Genomic DNA, 17,559 nt, shown 5'->3' with positions numbered 1-17,559 from the left:
GCGTTGAACGGCGCAAGGCACGTGCCGCAAAAAAGGGTCGCTTGTCGGCAGTGGTTGTATGGATATACAGTGTGCGTCGCCGTACCAAATCCAATCCAACGCCAAACGCCAAACGCCAAACGCCATTTTGCCCTCCGTCGCCGAATCTCCGCCGCCGTTCGATACCGCCGCCTGGCTGGCCACGCTCAACGACGCGCAACGCGAAGCCGTCGAATACGGCGCCGACACACCCACCGCGCCGCCGGGCGCGCTGCTGGTGATCGCGGGCGCCGGCTCCGGCAAGACCAATACGCTGGCGCACCGCGTCGCCAATCTGGTGGTGAAGGGCGCCGATCCGCGCCGCATCCTTCTGCTGACGTTTTCGCGCCGCGCCGCACTCGAAATGACCCGCCGCGTCACGCGCATCGCGGGCGCGGCGCTGGGCACGCGGGCCGCATTGGCGCAAGGGCTCACATGGTCGGGTACGTTCCATAGCGTCGGCGCGCGTCTCTTGCGCGAATACGCGGATCTGATCGGCCTTGCGCCCGCCTTCACGATCAACGACCGCGAGGATTCCGCCGACCTGATGAACCTCATGCGCCATGAACTCGGTTTGTCGGCGAAAGAGCGGCGCTTTCCGGCCAAGAGCACCTGTTTCGCCATTTACTCGCGCGTCGTGAACACCGGCGCGTCGCTTGGTCAGGTGCTCGACAAGGCGTTTCCCTGGTGCCGCGAATGGGAAGCCGATCTGCGCATGCTGTTCGCGGCTTACGTCGAAGCGAAGCAGAAGCAGAGCGTGCTCGATTACGACGACCTGCTGCTTTACTGGTCGCACATGGCCGCGGAGCCGGCGATCGCCGCCGATCTGTCGGCGCGCTTCGATCACGTGCTGGTCGACGAGTACCAGGACACCAACCGCCTGCAGGCGTCGATTCTGCTCGCGTTGAAACCGGACGGCCGCGGCCTGACCGTGGTCGGCGACGACGCGCAGTCCATCTATTCGTTTCGCGGCGCGACCGTGCGCAATATTCTCGACTTTCCGGCGCATTTCGATCCGCCCGCGAGGCAGGTCACGCTGGAGCGCAACTACCGTTCGACCGGGCCGATCCTGGCGGCGTCGAATGCGGTGATCGAACTCGCCAGCGAGCGCTACACGAAGAATCTGTGGACCGACAAGGCGTCGGCGCAGCGCCCGCGTCTCGTCACGGTGGCCGACGAAGCCGATCAGGCCCGCTATGTCGTCGAGCAGGTGCTCGAAGCGCGTGAGCAGGGCATGAAACTCAAGTCGCAGGCGGTGCTGTTTCGCGCCGCGCATCACAGTGCCGCGCTGGAGATCGAACTGACCCGCCGCAACATTCCGTTCGTGAAATTCGGCGGGCTGAAGTTTCTCGATTCCGTACACGTGAAGGACGTGCTCGCCGTGCTGCGCTGGGCGGAAAATCCGCGCGACCGCGTCGCCGGGTTTCGCGTCGTGCAGTTGCTGCCGGGCGTGGGGCCGGCCACCGCGGCGAGGGTGCTCGACGAAGTCGCCGCGCGCGCCGGCAACGGTGAGCCGGCCGGCGGTGCGTCCGGCAATGCGTCCGGCAATGCGTCCGACCGCGCGACCAACAGCGCGGCCGGCGCGTTGGCCGCGTTCGCGCCGCCCGCTCGCGCGCAGGAAGACTGGCATCCGTTCGTCAAGCTCATGTCGAGCGTGTATGGGCGGCAAACGCCGTGGCCCGCCGAGTTCGAAATGGTGCGGCGCTGGTACGAGCCTCATCTGGAGCGCAATCATGAAGACGCGGCGATCCGCCACGCCGACCTGTTGCAGATGGAAAGCATCGCGGGCACCTACCCGTCGCGCGAACGCTTTCTGACCGAACTGACGCTCGATCCGCCCGACGCCACGAGCGACGAATCCGGCGTGCCGCTGATCGACGAGGACTACCTGATCCTCTCCACGATCCATTCGGCGAAGGGCCAGGAGTGGCGCAACGTGTTCGTGCTGAACGGCGTCGATGGCTGCATGCCGTCCGATCTCGCCACCGGCAGCGAAGAGGACATCGACGAGGAGCGGCGTCTGTTATACGTAGCGATGACGCGTGCGAAGGAAGACCTGCACATCGTCGTGCCGCAGCGCTTTTACGTGCACAACCAGACGCATCTGGGCGACCGTCACGTGTGGGCGTCGCGCACGCGCTTCATCCCCGCGCATCTGCTGCCGTTGTTCGACGCGTATGCGTGGCCGCGCGTGCCGGTGCCGGCCGCGCCCACGGCGGCGGGGCTGGCCGCCGCGGCGCAGGCGAAGATCGAGATCGGGGCGAAGCTCAGGAAGATGTGGGATTGAGCCCCAAGCGACGGTCTCAGGGTTACCGCGACTGCCGCTGCTGCTGTTGCGGACGCGGCGGCACGAAGAAATTGCGCAGCCATGCGGCCATGCGCGAGAACACATCGTACGGCTCTTCGACGAAAATCTCCGGCTTCAGCAGGCGCAGGTACTCCATGATCTGCTGCGCTTCCTGCTTCTGGAACGAGCCGTGCGAAATGCCCAGGCGCAGCAGCCCGCGCAACTCGCCGAGCTTCTCGCGCGCGGTGCTGCCCACGCCGGTTTCGCACGCCACCTTGGCTTCGTAGACGCGCTGGCGCAGCGACTCCGCCAGCCGCCAGGCCGGCGTCTGCATGATTTCCTCGAGCGCCTGAATGTCCTGCACCGCGCTCTTGATCTGCGCCGCGAGCGGATCGACCAGCACCGCGTCGCCTTCCGCTTCCTTGACGATCGCCGCCGCCCAGTCGCGACATTGCTTGGCGAGCTCTTCCGGCGTCCATTCCGAGCGCGCCGCGAAGCCGAAACCGAATTCGCCCGCCTGCCGCATCAGAATCGCGACCACGTCGGGGAATTCCTTGTCGAGCGTGCGCTTCGCCCACGCGTATTGACCGCCTTGCAACATCCGTTGAACCGCGTGTTCGGTCAACGGCACCATGTTGTCGAGCAGCTTGGCGCGCAAAAAATCTTCGAACGACGGCGTTGCGAACTGCGGATCGAGCTTTAGCGAGACGCGCAGAAAAGCGTCGAAATCCTTGCGCAGCGTCGCAATGGTCTCGTCCTTGAGCGTGAGGGTGATTTGACCCATGTGATATCCCGTTTGGTCCTGCCGCGCGGCCTCGTCGTGTCGTTCGGCCGCGTGCGGACCCGGTGAGACGCGACGCCGGATGCCGGCGCGGTTGATTCCTGCCTGTTGCCGCGTAACCAGCGGGACCTGTATCCCGACGAGCGGACCTCGACTGCATATCGGCGGATTCGACGGAAACTTGAGGGCGCGCCTGCGATGGCGCCGGCTTTGAAGCGATGCGTCGCCCGGCATGCGCGGGTGCCGCACGGCCGGCAGCGCCGGTACGGCGCGCGGTCGGCGTATGCGGCTCACGGTTCGCGCGTTATTTGAGCACGACACATTGCCAGATAAAAAAGACCGTCAGGCCGGCCGCGATGGTCAGCAGCGGACGGCGCGTCAGCGCGCTGACGGCGACGGCGGCCAGCGCGCCGACCAGTTGTGGATTGCGCCACGTCAGTTCGGCGCTCGCGCCGTGCGGCGAAACCGCCATCGGCACGATGATCGCGGTCAGCACGGTCACCGGCACGAAGCCGAGCGCAGTGCGCACGAGCGGCGGGAACACCAGCCGGTCGCCGAGAACGAAGACGGCGGCGCGAATCACCCACGTGATGACCGCCATGCCGAGAATCAGGACGACATAGCTCATTGCGACGCTCCCGCCGTTTTCCGGGCATTGCTTCGCGCGTGTTCCTGGGCCGTTTTCCGGCTACGTCGCGAGTTCGGCCGCGAGAGCGACAGCAGCACGCCGACCGCGACGCCCGCGAACACGGCGGCGAGCAGGCCGAGCTTGTACGGCCACGCCTGCCAGAAAAACGCCAGCATGCCCGCGGTGATGGCCGCCGCGATGTAGCGCAGCGCGACGAGTTGCGGCACGACGATCGCGATGAAGGTGGCGACCATCGCGAAATCGAGCCCGAGCGACTGCAAACCGGGGAACGCCGCGCCGAACAACAGGCCCGCGACGGTCCAGAGCTGCCAGTTCAGGTACATCGCGAGGCCCGCGCCGAAGAAATAGTGCGGGCCGACCGTGCCGGGCGCCCTGTGCCGGTAATGCTCCCACGCGACGGCGAAGACTTCGTCGGTGAGCAGCGCGCCGAGCACCCAGCGCCAGCGAGCCGGCAGATGCGCGACGTGCGGCGCGAGCGTCGCGCTGTACAGCACGTGACGCAGATTGACGACGAGCGTCGTCGCCCAGATCACCGCGAAGCTCGCGTGGCCGGCGATCAGGCCGAGCGCGATGAACTGCGCGGAGCCGGCGAACACGGCGAGCGACATCAACTGACCGTGCCAGGGATGCAGCGGCCCCGATGCGACGAGCGTGCCGAAGATGACGCCGAAGGGCGCCGCGCCGACCATCATCGGGATGATGTCGCGTGCGCCGGCGATGAATTCTTTTCGATGGCCTGGGTGGGTGGGCCGGCTTGGGGTGGGATGGGTCAATCGTTGCCTCCTTGGTTCGGGAAGCATAGCGGGCGGTGGTGGACGAGGCTTGTACGTTCTTGCGGCGGGGGCGGGGGCGGGGGCGGGGGCGGCGGGGGCGGGGGCGGGGACTGGGGCGAGGGCGAGGGCGAGGGGCGGAGAGCGAAGGCCGTAGAGCGAAGGCCGTAGAGCGAAGGCCGTAGAGCGAAGGGCGAAGGGCGAAGGGCGGAGGGCGGAGGGCGGAGAGCGAAGGCCGGAGGGCGAAGGGCGGAGGGCGGAGGGCGGAGGGCGAAGGGCGGAGAGCAGAGAGCAGAGAGCAGAGAGCAGAGAGCAGAGAGCAGAGAGCAGAGAGCAGAGAGCGGAGAGCAGAGAGCGGAGAGCAAAGAGCGAAGAGCGAAGAGCGAAGAGCGAAGAGCGAAGAGCGAAGAGCGAAGAGCGGAGGGCGGAGGGCGGAGGGCGGAGGGCGGAGGGCGAAGAGGACGGCAGAGCGCAACGGGCAACGGGCAGAAGGCGGGGGCAGCAAGCAGCGGGCGAAGAGCGGCTGCGTTGTTGCCCCAAAGGGGGCCAACGCCCACGCCGCTCGCCCGCGCCGCTTCAGCGCCCTTGCCAGCGCCCAGGCGGCACCCCGAACATGCGCCGGAAATGCCGCGTGAAATGGCTTTGATCGGTGAAGCCGCTGGCGGCGGCGACCTCCGTCACCGAAACGCCGGCGCGCAGCGGCGCAAGCGCGCGTTGCAGACGCACCTGATTGCGCCACGCGTGGGGCGGCAGGCCGGTGGCCCGCGTGAAAAGGCGCGCCGCGTGAAACGGCGAGAGGCCCGCCGCACGCGCGACATCGGTCAGCGTGACGGGGGTGACGAGGTCGCCCGCGAGACGCTCTTTCATGATCGCCACGCGGGCGTCGTCGGTAGCGAGCCGCGCAGGCTCCGGCTGCGTTTGCGCGTAGCGGACCAATAGCGTGGACAACGCGTCGAACATGGCGGCCTCGGCGGCGAGCGCGTCGTCGCCCGCCTCCAGCAGACGATGCGCTCGCGCCAACCGTCGTGCGAGATCGGCGTCGCGGATCACGCCGGGTGCGAACCACGGCAGCGCCTTTCGCTTGCCGGCGACTTCATCGGCGAGCGCGTGAATGAAATGCACCGGCGCATACATCACCCGGTAGCGCCAGCCGGCCTCGACGGCTCTCGAGCCCGTGTGCAATTCGCCCGGATTGATGATCGGGACGCTGCCGGCCTCGGCAACATAATCCGTTCCGCGATAGCGATAGCCCTCGGCGCCCGCCACGATCACGGGAATCGTGTATGCGTCGTGCCAATGCGGCGTGAACTCGTGGTCGTGGTATTCGGCCGTGAGCAGGTCCGTGCCGGGCAGAAGCGGCGTGCGCCAGTAACGGGCGGAGTCCTGAAAGCGATGGGCGGCGGTCATGGTGAAGGTCCGGCGAGACTGCCCAGTGTAGCGCGCCGTGACCTGCCGGCGCGTGGGCCGATGCGCGTATCTTGCGTGCGGTTTGCCGTGGATGCGGCGCTTACCTGACCGGGATCGTCGTGCCGGCCGGCATCGGCACCGCGCTCACGCTGTTCTTCGCGCTGCCGCTGACGACCCGGTCGCTGTAGGTCAGATACACCAGCGCGTTGCGCTTCGCGTCGACCACCCGCACCACGTGCAGCGACTTGAAGACTAGCGACATGCTCACGGAGAACACGTCGGCTTGCTGCTTGAGCGGGCCGGTGAAATGGATGGCGCCGACTTGCCGGCAGGCGATGGACGCCTCCGTCGGATCTTCCGCGATGCCGAGCGTGCCTTTGACGCCGCCGGTGCGCGCTCGCGACACATAGCAGGTCACGCCTTGAACCGCGGGATCGTCGTAAGCCTCGACGACCACGCGGTCCGAACCGGTGATGCGGAAGTTGGTATTGACGCTGGCGACTTCCTCGCTGTGTGCCGTCGGTATGAGGACTAGTGCGGCGGCAACTGCGAGCGCGAGGCGCGACGAGATCGGTTTCATAAGAGGGTCGTGAATGAGCGTCGGGATTGGACGCATGGACGGGATGCCGGGACCGGGCGTGACATGCGCGCCGGGAAACCGCCATCGTATAACGGCGTGCCGTCACGGGGGCGAGTGCGATCGACGCAGGCGAGCGCCACGCCAAAACAAAAAGGCCCGCACGGATGCGGGCCTTCCAGAATTTTGGCTCCTCGACCTGGGCTCGAACCAGGGACCTACGGATTAACAGTCCGGCGCTCTACCGACTGAGCTATCGAGGAACAGCAGTACAACCTGATCTACATAAAAAAGCCCGTCTTGGTTAACGGGCCTTTGCAATTCTTGGCTCCTCGACCTGGGCTCGAACCAGGGACCTACGGATTAACAGTCCGGCGCTCTACCGACTGAGCTATCGAGGAACAGAACAACAACAGCAGAGAAACGAAATTGTAGGAGCAGCTTACGCGCCTGTCAATACCTTGTGCTTACGCGCCGCAACGCTCAGCGGACGAGCAGCGCGAGCTTTTCCTTCACGTCCTTGAACTCGTCGGCTTCCGGCAGCGGCGCTTTTGTCTTGGTGATGCTCGGCCAGTTCTTCGCCAGATCGGCATTCAGTTCGATGAAGTTCTGCTGGTCGCCCGGCACGTCTTCTTCGGCGTAAATGGCGTTCACCGGGCATTCGGCCACGCACACGGCGCAGTCGATACATTCGTCGGGGTCGATCGCGAGGAAGTTGGGACCTTCGCGAAAGCAGTCCACCGGGCACACATCGACGCAGTCGGTATAGCGGCACTTGATGCAGCTTTCGGTCACAACGTGAGTCATTCAGGCAGCTCCTGCATGCGGATCAGAGAACGGCGCCAAGCGCCAAAAGCGTTATTGTAACGTAACGTCAAGAGCCGCATGCAGCATCGGATAGCGCCTTTTATACGTTTTCGTGATTAGTTTATGGGCTCCGGCAAGAGCCGCCCGGCGGCGCGCTGAATGGGGGCGCATTCGGGTAACATGCATCAGTCGGCGCGCTCGGGGCGCGTCGCATGCGCATGGGCAAGTCGGGCCTTCCATGTCAGGCCTTCCGTTTCTATCGCGGTCCAGTTCGCACCATCATGATTATTACTTCGCTGCTCGACACCGATCTGTACAAGTTCACGATGATGCAAGTGGTGTTGCATCACTTTCCCGCGGCGAATGTGGAGTATCGCTTCCGCTGCCGTACGCCGAATGTCGATCTCGTGCCGTACATCGGCGAGATTCACGCCGAGATGCGCAAGCTGTGCCAACTGCGTTTCACCGACGACGAACTCGACTACCTGCGGCGCATGCGCTTCATCAAGGGCGATTTCATCGAGTTTCTCGCGCTGTTCCATCTGAACGAGAAATACATATCGATTGAACCGTCGCCCAAGGGCAATGGCGAAATCGACATCGAGATCAAGGGGCCGTGGCTGCACACGATCCTGTTCGAGATCCCGATGCTGGCGATCGTCAACGAGGTGTACTTCCGCAATACGCAGCAGGAGCCGGCTTACGGCGAAGGGCGTGGGCGCCTCGTCGACAAGATGAAACTGCTAGGGGCGCGCCCGGAGTTCGCCGACTGCAAGATCGCCGACTACGGCACCCGCCGCCGTTTCTCGAAGCAGTGGCACGAAGAGGTGATCCTCACGCTGAAAGACGGTCTGGGCGAACAGTTCGCCGGCACCAGCAACGTCTTCTACGCAATGAAACACGGCCTCACGCCGCTCGGCACGATGGCGCATGAGTATTTGCAGGCATGCCAGGCGCTCGGGCCGCGGCTGCGCGACTCGCAAACCTTCGGCTTTGAAATGTGGGCGAAGGAATATCGCGGCGACCTGGGTATCGCGCTGTCCGACGTGTACGGCATGCAGGCGTTTCTGCGCGACTTCGACATGTACTTCTGCAAGCTGTTCGACGGCGCGCGTCATGATTCCGGCGACCCGTTCGACTGGGGCGAGCGTCTGCTCAAGCACTACGAGGCAAACCGCTGCGACCCGCGCACCAAGATCCTCGTGTTCTCCGACGCGCTCGACATTCCGAAGGTGCTGCAACTGTACGAGCGATTCCGCGGGCGCTGCAAGCTGGCATTCGGTGTAGGCACCAATCTGACCAACGACCTGGGTTATAACCCGCTGCAGATCGTCATCAAGATGGTTCGCTGCAACGGTCAGCCGGTGGCGAAGCTGTCCGATTCGCCGGGCAAGAACATGTGCGACGACAAAGCCTATCTCGCCTATCTGCGGCAGGTGTTCGGCATCGCGCAGCCGGTGGAAGAAGACGTGAATTAACGCGGTTCATACGCGGCTCCGACGCGCAGCCTGGCCGTTCGGCCAAGGTGTTCGCGCGCGGGGTGGCCGGTATAATTCTCGTCACATCGCACGGCTGTCGACACGAGGATCTCGCATATGGACACATCGATTGCCCGCCGCAACATCCTGGCGCGCATCCGCGCGGCGCAAGGGCGCGAGCCCGAGCCGTCCGCTTCCGAGCGCGAGGCAGCGGCGGACTATCTCGCGCGTCATCCGTCAGGCCCGCGCCCGGAGATGCCGGCCGATCTGAGCGCGCGCTTCATCGAGGAAGCGCAGAAAATGGCGACCACGGTCGACACGGTTCAGGCATTGAGCGAAGCGCCGGCCGCGGCGCATCGCTACCTTGCGCAACATGCGTTGCCGCTGCAGGCGATCGCATGGCAAACGCTGCAGGATCTACCGTGGGACGAAGCCGGTCTTGCCGTCGAGTTCCGCAAGCCGCGAGACGGCGACGTGGTCGGTCTCACCGGCTGCTTCTGCGCGACCGCCGAGACCGGCACGCTCGTCTTGCTGTCCGGGCCGCAGACCTATGCATCGGCGGGCCTGCTGCCGGAAACGCACATTGCCATCGTGCCGGCTTCGCGCATCGTCGCGGGACACGAAGAGGCATTCGCCTTGATCCGCAGCGAGCGCGGCGAACTTCCGCGCGCCGTCAATTTCATCTCCGGGCCTTCGCGCACCGGCGATATCGAACAGACCATCGTGCTGGGCGCGCATGGGCCTTACCGGGTCCATGTGATCGTCGTGCAGGGCGCCTGAGTGGGCGAGCGGCTGGCTTTCACGGCACCAGTCGCCGTCCGTCATGACAAGGACTTCAAGAATATGAAACGGCATGCCGTGTCGGCGAGCATGATGTTCGCCGCCGTACTGACGCTCGCGGGTTGGCCTCAACTCGCCAGCGCCGCGACGCTCGAGGGCGCGACCTTGTCGGCGCTATGGGGTCTGCCGTTCGCCGGCGTGTTGCTGTCGATCGCGGCGTTTCCACTGTTCGCCCCAAGGTTCTGGCATCACCATTTCGGCAAGATCACGGCAGCGTGGGCGCTTGTGTTTCTCGTGCCGTTCGCGCTCACGTTCGGCGCGGGCGTCGCGCTCGGCACGCTGGTGCATCAGTTGCTCGAGGAATACATTCCGTTCATCGTGTTGCTGAGCGCGCTCTACACGGTGGCGGGCGGCATCTGCGTGCGCGGCAATCTGCATGGCACGCCGCGCCTGAACACGGCGATTCTTGCGCTCGGCACCGTCCTCGCCAGCATCATGGGCACCACCGGCGCCGCGATGCTGCTGATCCGTCCATTGCTGCGCGCCAACGACAACCGCAAGCACGTCGTTCACGTGGTGGTGTTCTTCATCTTCCTGGTGGCGAACGCGGGCGGTTCGCTCTCGCCGTTGGGCGACCCGCCGCTCTTTCTCGGTTTCCTGCAAGGCGTGAGTTTCTTCTGGACCACCACGCATCTCGCGCTGCCCATGCTGTTCGTTTGCAGCGTGTTGCTCGCCGGATTTTATGCACTGGACTCGTACTATTTTCATCGGCGCGAGGAAGAGCGCTCGCGCTTTCTCGATCCCACACCGGACTCGCCGTCGCTCGGCATGGACGGCAAGATCAACTTTCTGTTTCTGGCCGCGGTGGTCGCGCTGGTGCTGATGAGCGGGCTGTGGAAACCGGGCGTGACGTTCGACGTGTTCGGCACGCACGTCGCCTTGCAAAATGCGGTGCGCGACATCGCGCTAATCGGCGTCACGCTGCTCTCGCTGGCATTCACGCCGCGTGCGGCTCGCGCGGGCAACGATTTCAACTGGGCGCCGATCGAAGAGGTCGCCAAGCTGTTCGCCGGTATCTTCCTGACCATCGCGCCGGTCATCACGATCCTGCGCGCGGGCGAGGCGGGCGCCTTCGCGGGCATCGTCCATCTGGTCAACGACTCGACCGGTCAGCCGCACGACGCGATGTATTTCTGGGCGACGGGTCTGTTGTCTTCGTTTCTCGACAATGCGCCGACCTACCTGGTGTTCTTCAACCTGGCCGGCGGCGATGCGCAAACGCTCATGACCACCGGCGCCACCACGCTCGCCGCGATTTCGGCCGGCGCGGTGTTCATGGGTGCGAACACGTATATCGGCAATGCGCCGAACTTCATGGTGAAAGCGATCGCGGAGTCGCGCGGCGTTCGCATGCCGGGTTTCTTCGCGTATCTGGGCTGGTCCGGCGCGGTGTTGTTGCCGCTCTTCGTCGTGACCGGATGGCTCTTTTTTTGACGCAGGCTTTGACGCCGAGACAGTCGAACTCGACGCGCTATTCGGAGAATTGCAATGCAGAAGATCCTCGTCGCCCGTCCGATCTTTCCCGATGTGATCGAACGGCTCAAGCAGTATTTCGACGTCGACTGGAATCAGGGCGACGTATTGCCCGCCGATGAATTCACGCGCCGTCTCGCGGATAAGGACGGCGCGCTGACCGCGGGCGATCCGGTCGGCGCGGCCGTGCTCGCGGCGGCGCCGCGTTTGCGCGTGGTGTCGAACATGGCGGTGGGCTACAACAACTTCGACATGGCGGCGTTCAACGCGGCGAACGTGCTCGGCACCAATACGCCGGACGTGCTGAACGAATCCACCGCCGATTTCGGCTGGGCGCTGATGATGGCGGCGGCACGCCGCATCGCCGAATCGGAGCATTGGCTGCGCGCGGGCAAATGGGAGAAGTGGGCGTACGACGCGTTTCTCGGCGGCGATCTGCACGGTTCCACGCTCGGCGTGATCGGCATGGGCCGGATCGGCCAGGCGCTGGCGCGGCGCGCGAAAGGCTTCAACATGCAGGTGATCTATCACAACCGTTCGCGCGTCGCGCCGGAGATCGAAGCCGAGTTGAATGCCGAATACGTGTCGAAGCAGGACTTGCTGCGGCGTGCCGATCACGTCGTGCTCGTGTTGCCGTACACGCAGGAAAATCATCACACGATCGGCGCGGCCGAACTCGCGCTCATGAAGCCGAGCGCGACGCTCACCAACATCGCGCGCGGCGGGATCGTCGACGACGCGGCGCTGGTCGAGGCGCTGCGCTCGAAACAGATCGCGGCGGCCGGTCTCGATGTATTCGAAGGCGAGCCGAAGCTGAATCCCGACCTGCTGACGGTGCCGAATGTCGTGCTGACCCCGCACATCGCCAGCGCGACCGAAGCCACGCGCCGCGCGATGGCGAATCTCGCCGCGGACAACTTGATCGCGGCGCTGGACGAAGGCCCGCGCGCCGGCCGGCCGCCGAACCCGATCAATCCCGAGGTCATCGGCCGGGCGCGCTCATGACAATGCTTCTGGTGGCGGCCGTCGCGGTGCTGGCGATCGCCTTGGTGATCGCATTGGCGTTGTTGATGCGCGGGCAAGACCGCGTCGACGAGCGCGAGCAGTTCGAGTTGCTTGGCGAACGTATCGACGCCGCCGCCGATGCGCAGGCGCACGCTTACGAGCGGCTCGAACGGCAACTGCGCAACGACATCACCGAGACGGCGCGCGTGTCGCGTGCCGAGCAGAGCGGCGGCTTCGCGCACTTTCAACAAACGCTGGCCTCGCAGTTCAGCAGTATGACGACGGTGCAGGGCGGCAAGATCGACGGTTTCGCGCAGCAACTCGACGCGGTGCGTCACAGCCTGCAGCAGCAGGCGCAACAGGCGCGCGACGAACAGGCGCGAACGCTCAAGCAGTTCGGCGAGACGCTGAGCTTGCAACTCGGGCAGCTCACCGAGGCGAACGATCGCCGCTTCGCCGAGGTGCGCGCGACCATCGAACAGCGGCTGAAGGATATCGAAGCGAACAACTCGACCAAGCTCGAGGAAATGCGCCGCACCGTCGACGAAAAATTGCACGCCACGCTGGAACAGCGCCTCGGGGAATCGTTCAAGCTGGTGTCCGACCGGCTCGAACAGGTGCATCGCGGGCTGGGTGAAATGCAGACGCTGGCTGCCGGCGTCGGCGATCTGAAGAAGGTGCTCACCAACGTCAAGACGCGCGGCACATGGGGCGAGGTGCAGCTCGAGGCCCTGCTCGAACAGATGCTCACCGCGGACCAGTACGCGAAAAATGTCGCGACCGTGCCGAAGAGCGCCGAGCGCGTCGAATTTGCGATCAAGCTGCCGGGGCGGGCCGAGCAGGGGGACGCGGCCACGCCGGTCTGGTTGCCGGTCGACGCCAAGTTTCCGCGCGAAGACTACGAGCGCCTGATCGAAGCGCAGGAGCGTGCCGATCCGATCGCGGTGGAAGAGGCGTCGCGCGCGCTCGAAGCGCGCATTCGCGCCGAGGCGCGCAGCATCGCGGAGAAATACGTGTCGCCGCCGTACACCACCGATTTCGCGCTGCTGTTCCTGCCGACCGAAGGCCTGTACGCGGAGGTGTTGCGTCGGCCGGGTCTCACCGATCTGCTGCAACGCGACTATCGCGTGACGATCGCCGGTCCGACTACGCTCACCGCATTGCTCAATAGTTTGCAGATGGGTTTTCGCACGCTCGCAATCGAGCGGCGTTCGAGCGAGGTGTGGCAGGTGCTCGGCGCGGTAAAAACGGAGTTCGGCAAATTCGGCGACGTGCTGGCGAGGACCAAGGCGCAGTTGGAAACCGTCACGCGTTCGATCGAAGCCGCGGAAACGCGCACTCGCGTCATGACCCGCAAGCTGCGCGATGTCGAGGCGCTGCCGGGCGAAGAGGCGAGCGGTTTGCTCGGTGATGCGTTATCGGGCGTGGAGTCCGAGGAGCACTGAGGTGGTTGGGGTGCTCCTTCGGCTTGGGACGTGGCGCTGAGTCAGGCCGCCACTCCTTGGGCCAGCCGTTCGAGCGCATCCCCCGTCAGCCGCACGACACGCCAATCCGGCATGACCGTCGCGCCCATTTTTTCGTAGAAGCTGATGGCCGGCTGGTTCCAGTCCAGCACGGTCCATTCGAATCGCCCGCACCGCCGTTCCACGGCCAACGCCGCGAGACGCCGCAACAGCGCCGTGCCCAGACCGCTGCCGCGTTGGCTCGGTTGCACGTAGACGTCTTCGAGATACAGCCCGCGTTTGCCGACGAAACTCGAGTAATTGTGGAAGAACAGCGCATAGCCGACGATGCGGCCTTCGTTTTCGGCCACCAGCGCCTCGATCGAGGGCCGCGCGCCGAACAGCGCGTCACGCAAACCGTCTTCCGTCGCGGCAAAGATGTGCGTGAGCTTTTCGAATTCCGCCAGTTCGTACGCCAACGCGAAGATCGCGCCGGTGTCCGCCGGCGTGGCGGGGCGGATCGTTGCGGACATCAGGCTTCTTCCGGCACGTCGGTCAATTGGATTTCGATGCCGCCGAAGCGCGAAGCCACCCAGTTATACGCGTGGCATGCGATCCACAACAAGATGAAACCGAGGATCGCATTGAGCAGCAGCGCGCTGAACACCGTGCTCAGTTCCACCGAGCCGTACCGGATGAACGCGACGAGCACGCCCAGCAGCACGATCGGCACCGAGAAGGTCAGGTAAACAAGGATGAGCGCTTTGGCCGTTTGTCCCGGTGCGATGAACGAGATCTGTTTTTTCATGTAAGTCAAACCCGTATATGTCGTAGTGGTAATGGGTACAGCTGCAAATGACCGGTAATGGACGCCTTCGGCGGGCGAGGCGTCAGATGAGGCCGTCGAACAACATGATAGCGACGCGCTCTCCCTCGGCAATGTCGCCTTCATCGTGCCCGAGCACGATGAAACAATTCGCCTCGCTCATCGAACTCAGCACGCCGGAGCTTTGCGAACCGGTTGGCGCGACGTGCCATTGCCCCTGCGCGTCTCGTGCGGCGACGCCGCGCTGGAATTCGGTGCGCCCGGCGCGCTTGCGGATCGCCTGGCGGCTGGCGGCGTGAATGACCGGCAGCGGCTGCGGCGTCGCGCCCGACATCAGCAACAGCGCCTCGCGCACGATCTGATAGAACGTCACCATCACCGCGACCGGGTTGCCCGGCAAACCGAAGAATAGCGCGGGAAGCCCGAGCCCCGGTCGCTCGCCGGACCAGACACGGCCGAAAGCGAGCGGCCGGCCGGGTCGCATTGCCAGGTTCCAGAAGGCGACGTCGCCGAATGTCTGCAGCAGTTGTTTGGTGAAATCCGCCTCGCCGACCGAGACGCCGCCCGAGGTCAACACCACGTCGGCGCTGGCCGCGGCGCTGCGCAGCGCGGCCTTGAGCGCGGCAGGCTCGTCGCGCACCACGCCGAGATCGAGCGTGTCCATGTTCAGGCGCCGGAGCATCGCGAACAGCGTGTAGCGGTTGCTGTCGTAGACGGAACCCGGGTCGAGCGGTTCGCCGAGCGAGCGCAATTCGTCGCCGGTCGAGAAGAAGGCGACGCGCAAGCGCCGCCGCACGTTGACTTCCCCGATGCCAAGCGACGCCAGCAGGCCGAGATCCGACGCCCGCATGATGCGCCCGGCGCGCAGTGCCGCATGACCGCGCGCGAGGTCTTCACCGGCGCGGCGCCGGTTGGCGCCGGCGGCGACGGCATTCGCCGCGAAGCGGATCGAGGCGGCGTCGGCGGCCCGTTCGACGAGCTCCTGCGGCACCACCGTGTCGCAGTCCGCCGGCATCGAGGCGCCCGTCATGACGCGCACGCATTGCGTCGCCGCATCCACGCGGCCCGCGAACGGATGCCCGGCCAGCGCCTTGCCGACGATCGCCAACTCGACGGCGGACGCATTGCTTGCCAGCGCCGCGCGGTTGAACGCGTAGCCGTCCATCGCGGAGTTGTCGTGCGAGGGGACGTCGATCGGCGACACGATATCGGCGGCCAGCACGCGGTCGAGCGCGTCGCGCAACGGCACGCGTTCGATTGCCGTGACCGGCGTCGCCCACTGCCGGACGATCGCCTGGGCGGCCGAAACCGGTAGCGCGTGGGGATCGTACTGCGCGACGCAGCGGGAAAATTCGTTAAGCGTGGTCATGAAGAGCTGGACGTCGCGGCCGAAGGCGGGAGCGGCTGTTGCCGTGCGGCCGGAGCGGGATTTCAACCGGGGCCTCAATGACGCTCGAGGTCGGCGAGTTCTTGTAACGAATTGATATTGTAAAACGCGCGCTCGTCGGTAAAGGCGACTTCCACCGTCTTGTGGCGCGCGTACCACGCGCGCACCTTGCGCTCACCGGCGTCCAGAAAGGCGGACAGGTCGTCCGCGAGATCGGTGCGCAGCAACGCGAACACCGGATGAAGGGAGACTTGACCTTGCGCGTCGCAGGTCGTGGCCGTGGCGATGTCGGCCTCGCTCGAATCGAGCGCGTGCGCGAGGCGGGTGCCGAGGTCGTCGGGCAGGCCCGGCGTGTCGCACGGCGCGCTGAGCACGTAAGCGCTGCCGGCCGCGCGCAGCCCCGCGAGCAGCCCGGCCAGCGGGCCGGGAAAGCCGGGCAGGGTATCGGCCACTACCGTGGCGCCGAACGGCGCGCCAAGCGCGGCGTACGCCTCGGGATGACGATTGGCGCTGATCAGCAGCGCGCCGGCTTGCGGCGCGAGGCGCTTCAGCACATGCGCGGCGAGCGGTTCGCCATGCAGCGCCTGCAGACCCTTGTCGGCACCGCCCATGCGCATGCCGCGGCCACCGGCGAGCACCAGCCCCGTGATGTGTTCGCGGCCTGGCTTCATGCGCCGCGGCTCAACCGCCGATGTACGACATTTCCACGCGGCGGCCTTCCTGCGCGTGGGGTTCGGCTGCGCTGCTGCCGCGCAGTTGCGAATAACGATCGCCGCGGCTTTGCCAGATTTCGGCGACGGCGGTGGCGATCTCGACGTCGCTCGCCCCGGCGCGCAGCAACGCACGCAGATCGTGACCGGACGATGCAAACAGGCACAGATACAGCTTGCCTTCGGTCGATAGACGCGCTCGCGTGCAACTGCCGCAAAAGGCGCGCGTCACACTCGAAATCACGCCGATCTCGCCGCTGCCGTCGGCATAACCCCAGCGCTGGGCGGTCTCGGCAGCGCTGTGCGCTTCGAGCGGCACGAGCGGGAAATGCTCGGCAATGCGCGCGACCACGTCGGCGGACGGCAGCACCTCGGTCATGTTCCAGCCGTTCGAACTGCCGACGTCCATGTATTCGATGAAGCGCAGCACCGCGCCGGAGCCTTTGAAATGGCGCGCCATCGGCAGGATCTCGCTGTCGTTGGTGCCGCGCTTGACCACCATGTTGATCTTGACCGGCGCGAGGCCGACCGCTTGCGCCGCGGCGATGCCCTCCAGCACGTCCGCCGCGGCGAAGTCGGCGTCGTTCATGCGGCGAAACAGCGTGTCGTCGAGCGCGTCGAGACTCACGGTCACGCGGCTCAGGCCGGCGTCTTTCAGGCTTTGCGCCTTGCGCGCGAGCAGCGAGCCGTTGGTGGTCAGCGTCAGATCGAGCGGGCGGCCTGCCGGCGTGGAGAGCCGCGCGAGCCGTTCGATCAGGAATTCGAGGTTTTTACGCAGCAGCGGCTCGCCGCCCGTGAGCCGGATTTTCTCGACGCCATGCGCGACGAAGAGCCGCGCGAGGCGCTCGATTTCCTCGAAGCTCAGCAACGCGCTGTGCGGCAGGAACGCGTAATCCTTATCGAACACGGCGCGAGGCATGCAGTAGACGCAGCGGAAATTGCAGCGGTCCGTCACCGAAATGCGCAGGTCGCGCAGCGGCCGGGCGAGCGTATCGTGCAACGCGCCGCTGGGCGCCTGCGCCGGGCCGGAGATGACCGGCACCGCGCTGAGATCGGCAACAGGGATGATGCGTCGGGACATGAATGGCCTGGCTCGGTGCTG

The 17,559-nt window shown here is 65.6% G+C and carries 17 protein-coding genes and 2 tRNA genes; 6 read left to right on the top strand and 13 right to left on the bottom strand.

The features are described 5' to 3' along the window. Positions 1-58 precede the first annotated feature (58 nt). On the top strand, positions 59-2,305 hold the full coding sequence (locus ACOCG7_RS25910) for an ATP-dependent helicase (RefSeq protein ID WP_083086558.1): 2,247 nt from the start codon (positions 59-61) through the stop codon (positions 2,303-2,305). A gap of 22 nt (positions 2,306-2,327) precedes the next feature. On the opposite strand, the gene ACOCG7_RS25905 is transcribed toward ACOCG7_RS25910, so the two are convergent. The 8 genes from ACOCG7_RS25905 to fdxA form a co-directional block, all read right to left on the bottom strand. Continuing rightward, on the bottom strand, positions 2,328-3,089 hold the full coding sequence (locus tag ACOCG7_RS25905; RefSeq protein ID WP_073427218.1) for a DUF4088 family protein: 762 nt from the start codon (positions 3,087-3,089) through the stop codon (positions 2,328-2,330). A gap of 301 nt (positions 3,090-3,390) precedes the next feature. Next, complete coding sequence (locus ACOCG7_RS25900; protein WP_083086560.1) at positions 3,391-3,714, bottom strand: AzlD domain-containing protein; 324 nt, start codon at positions 3,712-3,714, stop codon at positions 3,391-3,393. Continuing rightward, positions 3,711-4,535, bottom strand: a complete 825-nt coding sequence (locus ACOCG7_RS25895; protein WP_143326727.1) for an AzlC family ABC transporter permease — start codon at positions 4,533-4,535, stop codon at positions 3,711-3,713. The genes ACOCG7_RS25900 and ACOCG7_RS25895 overlap by 4 nt, the downstream gene beginning before the upstream one ends. Before the next feature lie 546 nt (positions 4,536-5,081). After that, positions 5,082-5,912, bottom strand: coding sequence for a helix-turn-helix transcriptional regulator (locus tag ACOCG7_RS25890; RefSeq protein WP_083086564.1), 831 nt, complete (start codon positions 5,910-5,912; stop codon positions 5,082-5,084). Positions 5,913-6,012: 100 nt separating this feature from the next. After that, complete coding sequence (locus ACOCG7_RS25885) at positions 6,013-6,492, bottom strand: CreA family protein (protein ID WP_083086566.1); 480 nt, start codon at positions 6,490-6,492, stop codon at positions 6,013-6,015. 184 nt (positions 6,493-6,676) lie between these two features. Next, positions 6,677-6,752: transfer RNA gene (locus ACOCG7_RS25880), tRNA-Asn, on the bottom strand. Between the two features lie 62 nt (positions 6,753-6,814). Continuing rightward, positions 6,815-6,890, bottom strand: a tRNA-Asn gene (locus ACOCG7_RS25875). Positions 6,891-6,972: 82 nt separating this feature from the next. Next, positions 6,973-7,296, bottom strand: a complete 324-nt coding sequence (fdxA, locus tag ACOCG7_RS25870) for a ferredoxin FdxA (protein ID WP_006052862.1) — start codon at positions 7,294-7,296, stop codon at positions 6,973-6,975. Positions 7,297-7,577: 281 nt separating this feature from the next. On the opposite strand from fdxA, the gene pncB reads away from it, so the two are divergent. From pncB to ACOCG7_RS25845, 5 genes are all read left to right on the top strand, one after another. After that, positions 7,578-8,774 carry a nicotinate phosphoribosyltransferase gene (pncB, locus tag ACOCG7_RS25865; RefSeq protein WP_073431812.1) on the top strand — a complete coding sequence of 399 codons (1,197 nt, stop codon included), beginning with the start codon at positions 7,578-7,580 and terminating at the stop codon, positions 8,772-8,774. A 117-nt stretch (positions 8,775-8,891) separates the two neighbouring features. Continuing rightward, complete coding sequence (locus tag ACOCG7_RS25860) at positions 8,892-9,554, top strand: LutC/YkgG family protein (protein WP_083086567.1); 663 nt, start codon at positions 8,892-8,894, stop codon at positions 9,552-9,554. Between the two features lie 63 nt (positions 9,555-9,617). Beyond that, a complete protein-coding gene (locus ACOCG7_RS25855; RefSeq protein ID WP_083086652.1) occupies positions 9,618-11,048 on the top strand; it encodes a sodium:proton antiporter in 1,431 nt (476 codons plus the stop codon). 54 nt (positions 11,049-11,102) lie between these two features. Further along, positions 11,103-12,092 carry a 2-hydroxyacid dehydrogenase gene (locus ACOCG7_RS25850; protein WP_083086569.1) on the top strand — a complete coding sequence of 330 codons (990 nt, stop codon included), beginning with the start codon at positions 11,103-11,105 and terminating at the stop codon, positions 12,090-12,092. After that, the gene (locus tag ACOCG7_RS25845; RefSeq protein ID WP_083086571.1) at positions 12,089-13,537 is read left to right on the top strand and encodes a DNA recombination protein RmuC; all 1,449 of its coding nucleotides are present in this window, start codon (positions 12,089-12,091) and stop codon (positions 13,535-13,537) included. The genes ACOCG7_RS25850 and ACOCG7_RS25845 overlap by 4 nt, the downstream gene beginning before the upstream one ends. Before the next feature lie 41 nt (positions 13,538-13,578). Here ACOCG7_RS25845 and ACOCG7_RS25840 read toward each other — a convergent pair whose 3' ends face one another. From ACOCG7_RS25840 to moaA, 5 genes are all read right to left on the bottom strand, one after another. Then, positions 13,579-14,067, bottom strand: coding sequence for a GNAT family N-acetyltransferase (locus ACOCG7_RS25840; RefSeq protein ID WP_073431777.1), 489 nt, complete (start codon positions 14,065-14,067; stop codon positions 13,579-13,581). Then, positions 14,067-14,342 (bottom strand): hypothetical protein, encoded by a 276-nt coding sequence (locus tag ACOCG7_RS25835; protein WP_073431778.1) that lies wholly within the window; start codon positions 14,340-14,342, stop codon positions 14,067-14,069. The genes ACOCG7_RS25840 and ACOCG7_RS25835 overlap by 1 nt, the downstream gene beginning before the upstream one ends. 82 nt (positions 14,343-14,424) lie before the next feature. Continuing rightward, positions 14,425-15,729, bottom strand: coding sequence for a gephyrin-like molybdotransferase Glp (glp, locus tag ACOCG7_RS25830; protein ID WP_083086654.1), 1,305 nt, complete (start codon positions 15,727-15,729; stop codon positions 14,425-14,427). A 74-nt stretch (positions 15,730-15,803) separates the two neighbouring features. Further along, positions 15,804-16,418 carry a molybdenum cofactor guanylyltransferase MobA gene (gene mobA, locus ACOCG7_RS25825; protein ID WP_083086572.1) on the bottom strand — a complete coding sequence of 205 codons (615 nt, stop codon included), beginning with the start codon at positions 16,416-16,418 and terminating at the stop codon, positions 15,804-15,806. Between the two features lie 10 nt (positions 16,419-16,428). Further along, positions 16,429-17,538 (bottom strand): GTP 3',8-cyclase MoaA, encoded by a 1,110-nt coding sequence (gene moaA / locus ACOCG7_RS25820; protein WP_083086574.1) that lies wholly within the window; start codon positions 17,536-17,538, stop codon positions 16,429-16,431. Between the last annotated feature and the right edge of the window lie 21 nt (positions 17,539-17,559).

Source organism: Paraburkholderia sp. DD10 (genome assembly GCF_049177125.1).
GTDB lineage: Bacteria > Pseudomonadota > Gammaproteobacteria > Burkholderiales > Burkholderiaceae > Paraburkholderia > Paraburkholderia terricola.
This window is presented reverse-complemented; position numbering and strand designations above follow the sequence as displayed.

Bases quoted from the DNA above. Each gene is read 5' to 3' on its own strand.
- ACOCG7_RS25910 (WP_083086558.1), top strand. From the start codon at position 59: ATGGATATACAGTGTGCGTCGCCGTACCAAATCCAATCCAACGCCAAA.
- ACOCG7_RS25905 (WP_073427218.1), bottom strand. From the start codon at position 3,089: ATGGGTCAAATCACCCTCACGCTCAAGGACGAGACCATTGCGACGCTG.
- ACOCG7_RS25900 (WP_083086560.1), bottom strand. From the start codon at position 3,714: ATGAGCTATGTCGTCCTGATTCTCGGCATGGCGGTCATCACGTGGGTG.
- ACOCG7_RS25895 (WP_143326727.1), bottom strand. From the start codon at position 4,535: ATGCTTCCCGAACCAAGGAGGCAACGATTGACCCATCCCACCCCAAGC.
- ACOCG7_RS25890 (WP_083086564.1), bottom strand. From the start codon at position 5,912: ATGACCGCCGCCCATCGCTTTCAGGACTCCGCCCGTTACTGGCGCACG.
- ACOCG7_RS25885 (WP_083086566.1), bottom strand. From the start codon at position 6,492: ATGAAACCGATCTCGTCGCGCCTCGCGCTCGCAGTTGCCGCCGCACTA.
- fdxA (WP_006052862.1), bottom strand. From the start codon at position 7,296: ATGACTCACGTTGTGACCGAAAGCTGCATCAAGTGCCGCTATACCGAC.
- pncB (WP_073431812.1), top strand. From the start codon at position 7,578: ATGATTATTACTTCGCTGCTCGACACCGATCTGTACAAGTTCACGATG.
- ACOCG7_RS25860 (WP_083086567.1), top strand. From the start codon at position 8,892: ATGGACACATCGATTGCCCGCCGCAACATCCTGGCGCGCATCCGCGCG.
- ACOCG7_RS25855 (WP_083086652.1), top strand. From the start codon at position 9,618: ATGAAACGGCATGCCGTGTCGGCGAGCATGATGTTCGCCGCCGTACTG.
- ACOCG7_RS25850 (WP_083086569.1), top strand. From the start codon at position 11,103: ATGCAGAAGATCCTCGTCGCCCGTCCGATCTTTCCCGATGTGATCGAA.
- ACOCG7_RS25845 (WP_083086571.1), top strand. From the start codon at position 12,089: ATGACAATGCTTCTGGTGGCGGCCGTCGCGGTGCTGGCGATCGCCTTG.
- ACOCG7_RS25840 (WP_073431777.1), bottom strand. From the start codon at position 14,067: ATGTCCGCAACGATCCGCCCCGCCACGCCGGCGGACACCGGCGCGATC.
- ACOCG7_RS25835 (WP_073431778.1), bottom strand. From the start codon at position 14,342: ATGAAAAAACAGATCTCGTTCATCGCACCGGGACAAACGGCCAAAGCG.
- glp (WP_083086654.1), bottom strand. From the start codon at position 15,729: ATGACCACGCTTAACGAATTTTCCCGCTGCGTCGCGCAGTACGATCCC.
- mobA (WP_083086572.1), bottom strand. From the start codon at position 16,418: ATGAAGCCAGGCCGCGAACACATCACGGGGCTGGTGCTCGCCGGTGGC.
- moaA (WP_083086574.1), bottom strand. From the start codon at position 17,538: ATGTCCCGACGCATCATCCCTGTTGCCGATCTCAGCGCGGTGCCGGTC.